This is a genomic window from Saccharopolyspora sp. NPDC000995 (assembly GCF_053599315.1).
In genome coordinates this window covers 1-5,113 of sequence record NZ_JBSFLZ010000227.1, presented here as the reverse complement: position 1 = coordinate 5,113, position 5,113 = coordinate 1, and the positions used below count along the sequence as shown (strand labels likewise).

The following is a 5,113-nucleotide window of genomic DNA, read 5'->3' as shown; positions in this document are numbered from 1 at the left end:
TCGCACCGGGGCCCCTCATGATGCGGAGGCACGATGACCCCAGAGACCCACGACCCGCAGACCGCGGACGAGAAGTTCGATGACGAGCACTACCCCGCCTACACCATGGGCCGCGCCGCCGAGATGCTCGGCACCACCGCGGCGTTCCTGCGGAGCCTGGACGAGGCACGACTGATCGAGCCGCAGCGCTCCTCCGGTGGACATCGCCGCTACTCCCGCTTTCAGCTGCGCCTGGCCGCTCGCGTCCGGGAACTCGTCGACCAGGGCACCGGTCTCGACGCCGCCTGCCACATCGTCACCCTGGAAGACCAACTCCAGGAAGCCCGAAACCTCAATGGTCCGACGCCACCGTGACGATCCCTCTGTCGAAACGCCTGGGCACCGCCTCCGCAGCGGCGGTCACCCCACTCGAACATGAAGGCGCCCACGACACGCTGCCCACCATCGATGGAAGGCCTACGCCACCTGCGTGGTCGGACCATCGGGAACCGTCGCCGAGATCGAACGCGACCGCGACGTCGCCAACACCGTCCTCAGCGACGCCGACCGCATCCTGACGCACCTGCGCGCTCCACAGGCACGGACCCTACAACGACCAGAAATTCCCCGACTAATCATCGATCGCTTCTGGCTCGCGCAGGATCACCGCGATCAGGTTCCGCGTCAGTTCGTTGCTGCGGGCCTGCTTGCCGCCAGCGTGGGTGAAACAGTCCAGGAACCCGGTGTGCTTGTCCAACTCGATCAACAGCGACACGACCGGGGCGAACGGGAGCATCTCGGTCAGCTCGGCCCTGAGCGCGGCGGCTCGGCCGGGACGTCCTCGACGACGCGCCCCACTCCAGCACGTCCCCACCGAAGCCCACACCCACCTCACCACCCGAACCAGCGGCGACCAACAACAACGAGCCTTGGCATGCAGATACGCCAGCACTGGCTGGCCTTCTGCGACTTCCTGACCTTCCACGACACCAGCGAAGACGACCACATCTTCCCCGCTCTCGCCCACCACCCGCACCTGCTCACCGCCCTCGACCGCCTCCGCACCGAACACCGCACCGTCGCGTGCATCAGCCCTGACCGAAATCCCCTGGCCCCCAACACCAGCCACCTGACCAGGAAACACTTGCGCGGCCACCTCGCCGGATGCCGGGCAAGCCTCACCCGAACACGCTATGCCGCTGAACCGGCTGCGAACGCCCCACCGCACTCTCCACCGGCGCCGCATGCCGCCCACCCGACACCGGCTCCCACACCGACGTCACCACCAACGACAACTCTCCATCCACCACATCCACCGACACCTGATCACCCGCCGACACCGTGCCCGCCAACACCATGGACGCCAATCGATTGTCCAATTCCCGCGCGATCACCCGACGTAACGGACGCGCCCCGAACTCCGGCTGAAACCCCCGATCCACCAACCAATCCAAACCGGCATCCCCCACGACCAACCGAATCCCCTTGACCGCCAACTGTGCCTCCGTGCGCTCCAACAACAACGACGCGATCCGCCGCAAGTGCTCCACCCCCAACGGCCGGAACACCACCACATCATCGATCCGGTTGATGAACTCCGGCCGGAAGAACGCCCGCAACTCCTCCAGCACCACCAACGCCGACTCCCCGGCATCCGCCCCCGCATCCAACACCCGATCAGCCCCGATGTTAGAGGTCATGATCACCACCACGTTGCGGAAATCCACCAACCTGCCCTGCGAATCCGTCAACCGCCCCGCATCCAACACCTGCAACAACGTGTTGAACACATCCGGATGCGCCTTCTCCACCTCATCCAGCAACACCACCGAATACGGCTGCCGCCGCACCCGATCAGTCAGCTGTCCCGCCTCGCCATAACCCACATACCCCGGCGGCGCACCCACCAGCCGGGACACCGTGTGCTTCTCCTGGAACTCCCCCATGTCCAACCGCAACAACCGCTGCACATCCCCGAACAACGCATGCGCCAACGCCCGCGCCAACTCCGTCTTACCCACCCCCGTAGGCCCCAGGAACAAGAAACTCCCGATCGGCCGATCCGGATCCGCCAATCCCGCCCGCGCCCGACGCACAGCCTCCGCCACCGACGCCGCCGCCGCATCCTGACCGACCACCCGCGACCGCAACTGCTGCTCCAACCCCAGCAACCGCTGCACGTCCTGTGCACCCACATCCGCCACCGGAATCCCGGTCCGCGACGCCACCACATCCGCCACGTCATCAGCGACCACCGTCGGCTCGAACACCGCCGACTCGCGCACCTCACCACCACGCCGCAACCGCACCCGCGAACAAGCCTGGTCCAGCAGATCCACCGCCTTGTCCGGCAAGAACCGATCCGCGATGTAACGCTGCGACAACTCCGCCGCCGCCGACAACGCCGAAGCATCGATGCGCACCCGATGATGCCGCTGGTACCTCTCCCGCAACCCCTCCAACACCACCACCGCCTCGGCCACCGACGGCTCTGCCACCATGATCGGCGCGAACCGGCGCTCCAACGCCGGATCCTTCTCCACGTGCCGCCGGTACTCCTCCACGGTCGTCGCCCCGATCAACCGCACCTCGCCCCGCGCCAACGCCGGCTTGAGCATCGTGCCCGCATCCATCGACCCCTCACCCGCACCAGCTCCCACGATGCTGTGAACCTCATCGATGAACACCAACACACTCTCCCGATGCGCCCGAATCTCCGACAGCACATCCCGGAACCGCTGCTCAAACTCCCCCCGGTACTTCGCCCCGGCCACCATCCCCGCCAGATCCAGCGACACCACCCGCATGTCCGCCAACGACCACGGCACCGCACCCTCGACGATCCGCCGCGCCAACCCCTCCACGATCGCGGTTTTCCCAACACCCGGATCCCCCACGAACACCGGGTTGTTCTTCGACCGCCGACCCAACACCTCGATCGCCTGCTCGATCTCGGCATCCCGGCCCACCACCGGATCCAACTTCCCGGACCGCGCCAACTCCGTCAGATCCAACCCGAACTCGTCCAACCGCGGCGTCACGCTCAACACCGACCGAGACCCACCCCGATCACCCAACTCGATCGCCCGCGCCAACGCCCTCCCTGCCACCGAATCCGCATCCGCGGCCAACCCCAACACCAGATGCCGCGCCCCCACCACATCGGCACCCTCACCCAACGCCTGCTGATACGCCCCCAACAACGCCCGCCGAGCCGCCGACGACAACACCGGCCGCCCCGCCACCCCCGAATCCTGCGCCACCACCGCCGACCGCACCGCAGCCGCTAACTCCTCCACCCGAACCCCGGAAGACACCAGCAACTCCGCTGTCGCCGGCACCTGCGTCACCGCCCACAGCAGATGCGCACCGTCCAACTCCCGGCTGCCCCAGTCCACAGTTGAACGAACCGCCTTCGATACCACCTCATGCGCCTGCGCATCCAGCAACGTGCCCAACGCCAAGCCGCGCTCCGACGCCGAAGCACCCCCCGACGGCCCCGAGAACACCTCACTGAACAGCGAATCAAAGGCGGCAGAGGAATCACCAACACTGCCGCGAACCAAAGGGGCCACCTCCACAACACACGCAGGCCCCGCCTGCAAACCGGACTATCAGCACACCAGCGCTCAGCACCACCCGCTCAGCAGGACCGGCGCCCGACCACCAACCCCACCAGCGCCCCCGCCAGCAGTACCGCGCTGATCCCACGACCACGCCACCGAGCCGGTGCAACCCCGGATCACTCCGGACCCGCGAAGCACTACTCGATCACCGCAGCCGCGATGTTGGCACCAACATACTGAGACGTCCGGAGCGGCCCTACAGCTATCCCGCCATCACAAGCCGGCGCCTGCCGGTACAACGGCGACTGGTTCCCGATGTTGTTGAACCCGTTAGACGCCCCAGCACCGCCGCGACGGCCACCAACGCACCACCACAGTCGTGGCATCGAGCAGCATCAACGGCTCTCCACTCGGGTCGGCGCGACCAAGTGAAAAGTAGCTGTACGTACCGAAAACTTGACAGCCCGCCCCTCGCGGATTCAACTGTCGCGTGTTCGTCATCCTGTGTCACCGGGAGTGGTGGGACTGGAATTTTAACGGTGTAACTCCTGAGATGTAGGAGGCACCAGTGACTGACGTGGAGGCCGAGCAGGCCAGCGAGGCCGCCGCGGCAGACCTTGGAAGCGCGGCGTCGTACCGGTACAGGCTGGTGAGCAGATCCAGCAGCTGGCCGATCGGGCCCGTGCCCAAGGGCTGCGGCTGACTGGTGAGGGCGGCCTGATGGGCCGGCTGACCAAGCTGGTCACCGAGGCCGCGCTAGCCGGCGAGATGAATGATCATCTCGGCTATGGCAAGCACGACCCGGTCGGCCGCGGCGGCGGCAACTCGCGTAACGGCACACCGGCCAAGACGGTGCTGACCGAGGCCGGTCCGGTGGAAATCAGCGTGCCGCGGGATCGCGACGGGAGTTTCGGGCCGACGATCGTGAAGAAGCGGCAGCGCCGGTTGACCGGAGTGGACGATGTGGTGATCTCGTTGTCCGCCAAGGGATTGACACACGGCGAGATCTCGGCTCACCTGGTCGAGATCTACGGGGCCGAGGTGTCCAAGCAGACGATCTCCACGATCACCGACCGGGTGATGGACGGGATGGTCGAGTGGCAGAACCGGCCGTTGGACCCGGTCTATCCGGTGATCTTCATCGACTGCACACGTCTTCCTCAGACTGTGGGCCGGCGAGCACTGCGCCGGGGAGTGCGCCAAGTACTGGCTGCGGGTGTTATCCGAGATCAAGAACAGGACCACCGTCGACTGCTGCATCGTGGTCTGCGACGGACTGAAGGGCCTGCCCGAGGCCATCGCCCAGGTATGGCCGCAGACGATCGTGCAGACGTGCATCGTTGACTTGCTGCGCCACAGTTTCCGTTATGCCTCCCGCAAGGACTGGAGCGCGATCGCCAAGGACCTCAAGCCGGTCTACACCGCGCCCTCGGAGCAAGCGGCGCTGGACCGGTTCGCCGAGTCCAGCGAGAAGGCCCAGAACTCCTGAAGCTACGGCCAGGTGCCAACTGGGGCGTTGTAGCTGGTCAGCCCTTTCGGCGGGGGCTGGACAATGTCTCGGTGGCCTC

The 5,113-nt window shown here is 66.3% G+C and carries 4 protein-coding genes and 1 pseudogene; 3 read left to right on the top strand and 2 right to left on the bottom strand.

The features are described from left to right. Positions 1 to 33: 33 nt before the first annotated feature. Positions 34 to 354 (top strand): helix-turn-helix domain-containing protein, encoded by a 321-nt coding sequence (locus tag ACWDKQ_RS35060; RefSeq protein ID WP_450143056.1) that lies wholly within the window; start codon positions 34 to 36, stop codon positions 352 to 354. A 256-nt stretch (positions 355 to 610) separates the two neighbouring features. Here the strand turns inward: ACWDKQ_RS35060 and ACWDKQ_RS35055 are convergent, their stop codons facing one another. After that, on the bottom strand, positions 611 to 1,123 hold the full coding sequence (locus ACWDKQ_RS35055; protein ID WP_450143055.1) for a hypothetical protein: 513 nt from the start codon (positions 1,121 to 1,123) through the stop codon (positions 611 to 613). Positions 1,124 to 1,157: 34 nt separating this feature from the next. Then, complete coding sequence (locus ACWDKQ_RS35050) at positions 1,158 to 3,443, bottom strand: ATP-dependent Clp protease ATP-binding subunit (RefSeq protein WP_450143054.1); 2,286 nt, start codon at positions 3,441 to 3,443, stop codon at positions 1,158 to 1,160. Positions 3,444 to 4,113: 670 nt separating this feature from the next. Between ACWDKQ_RS35050 and ACWDKQ_RS35045 the strand changes: the two genes are divergently transcribed. Together ACWDKQ_RS35045 and ACWDKQ_RS35040 are read left to right on the top strand one after the other, a co-directional pair. Then, positions 4,114 to 4,248, top strand: a complete 135-nt coding sequence (locus ACWDKQ_RS35045; protein WP_450143053.1) for a hypothetical protein — start codon at positions 4,114 to 4,116, stop codon at positions 4,246 to 4,248. Between the two features lie 17 nt (positions 4,249 to 4,265). Next, positions 4,266 to 5,034, top strand: a pseudogene (locus tag ACWDKQ_RS35040) (transposase). The last annotated feature ends 79 nt before the right edge of the window (positions 5,035 to 5,113 follow it).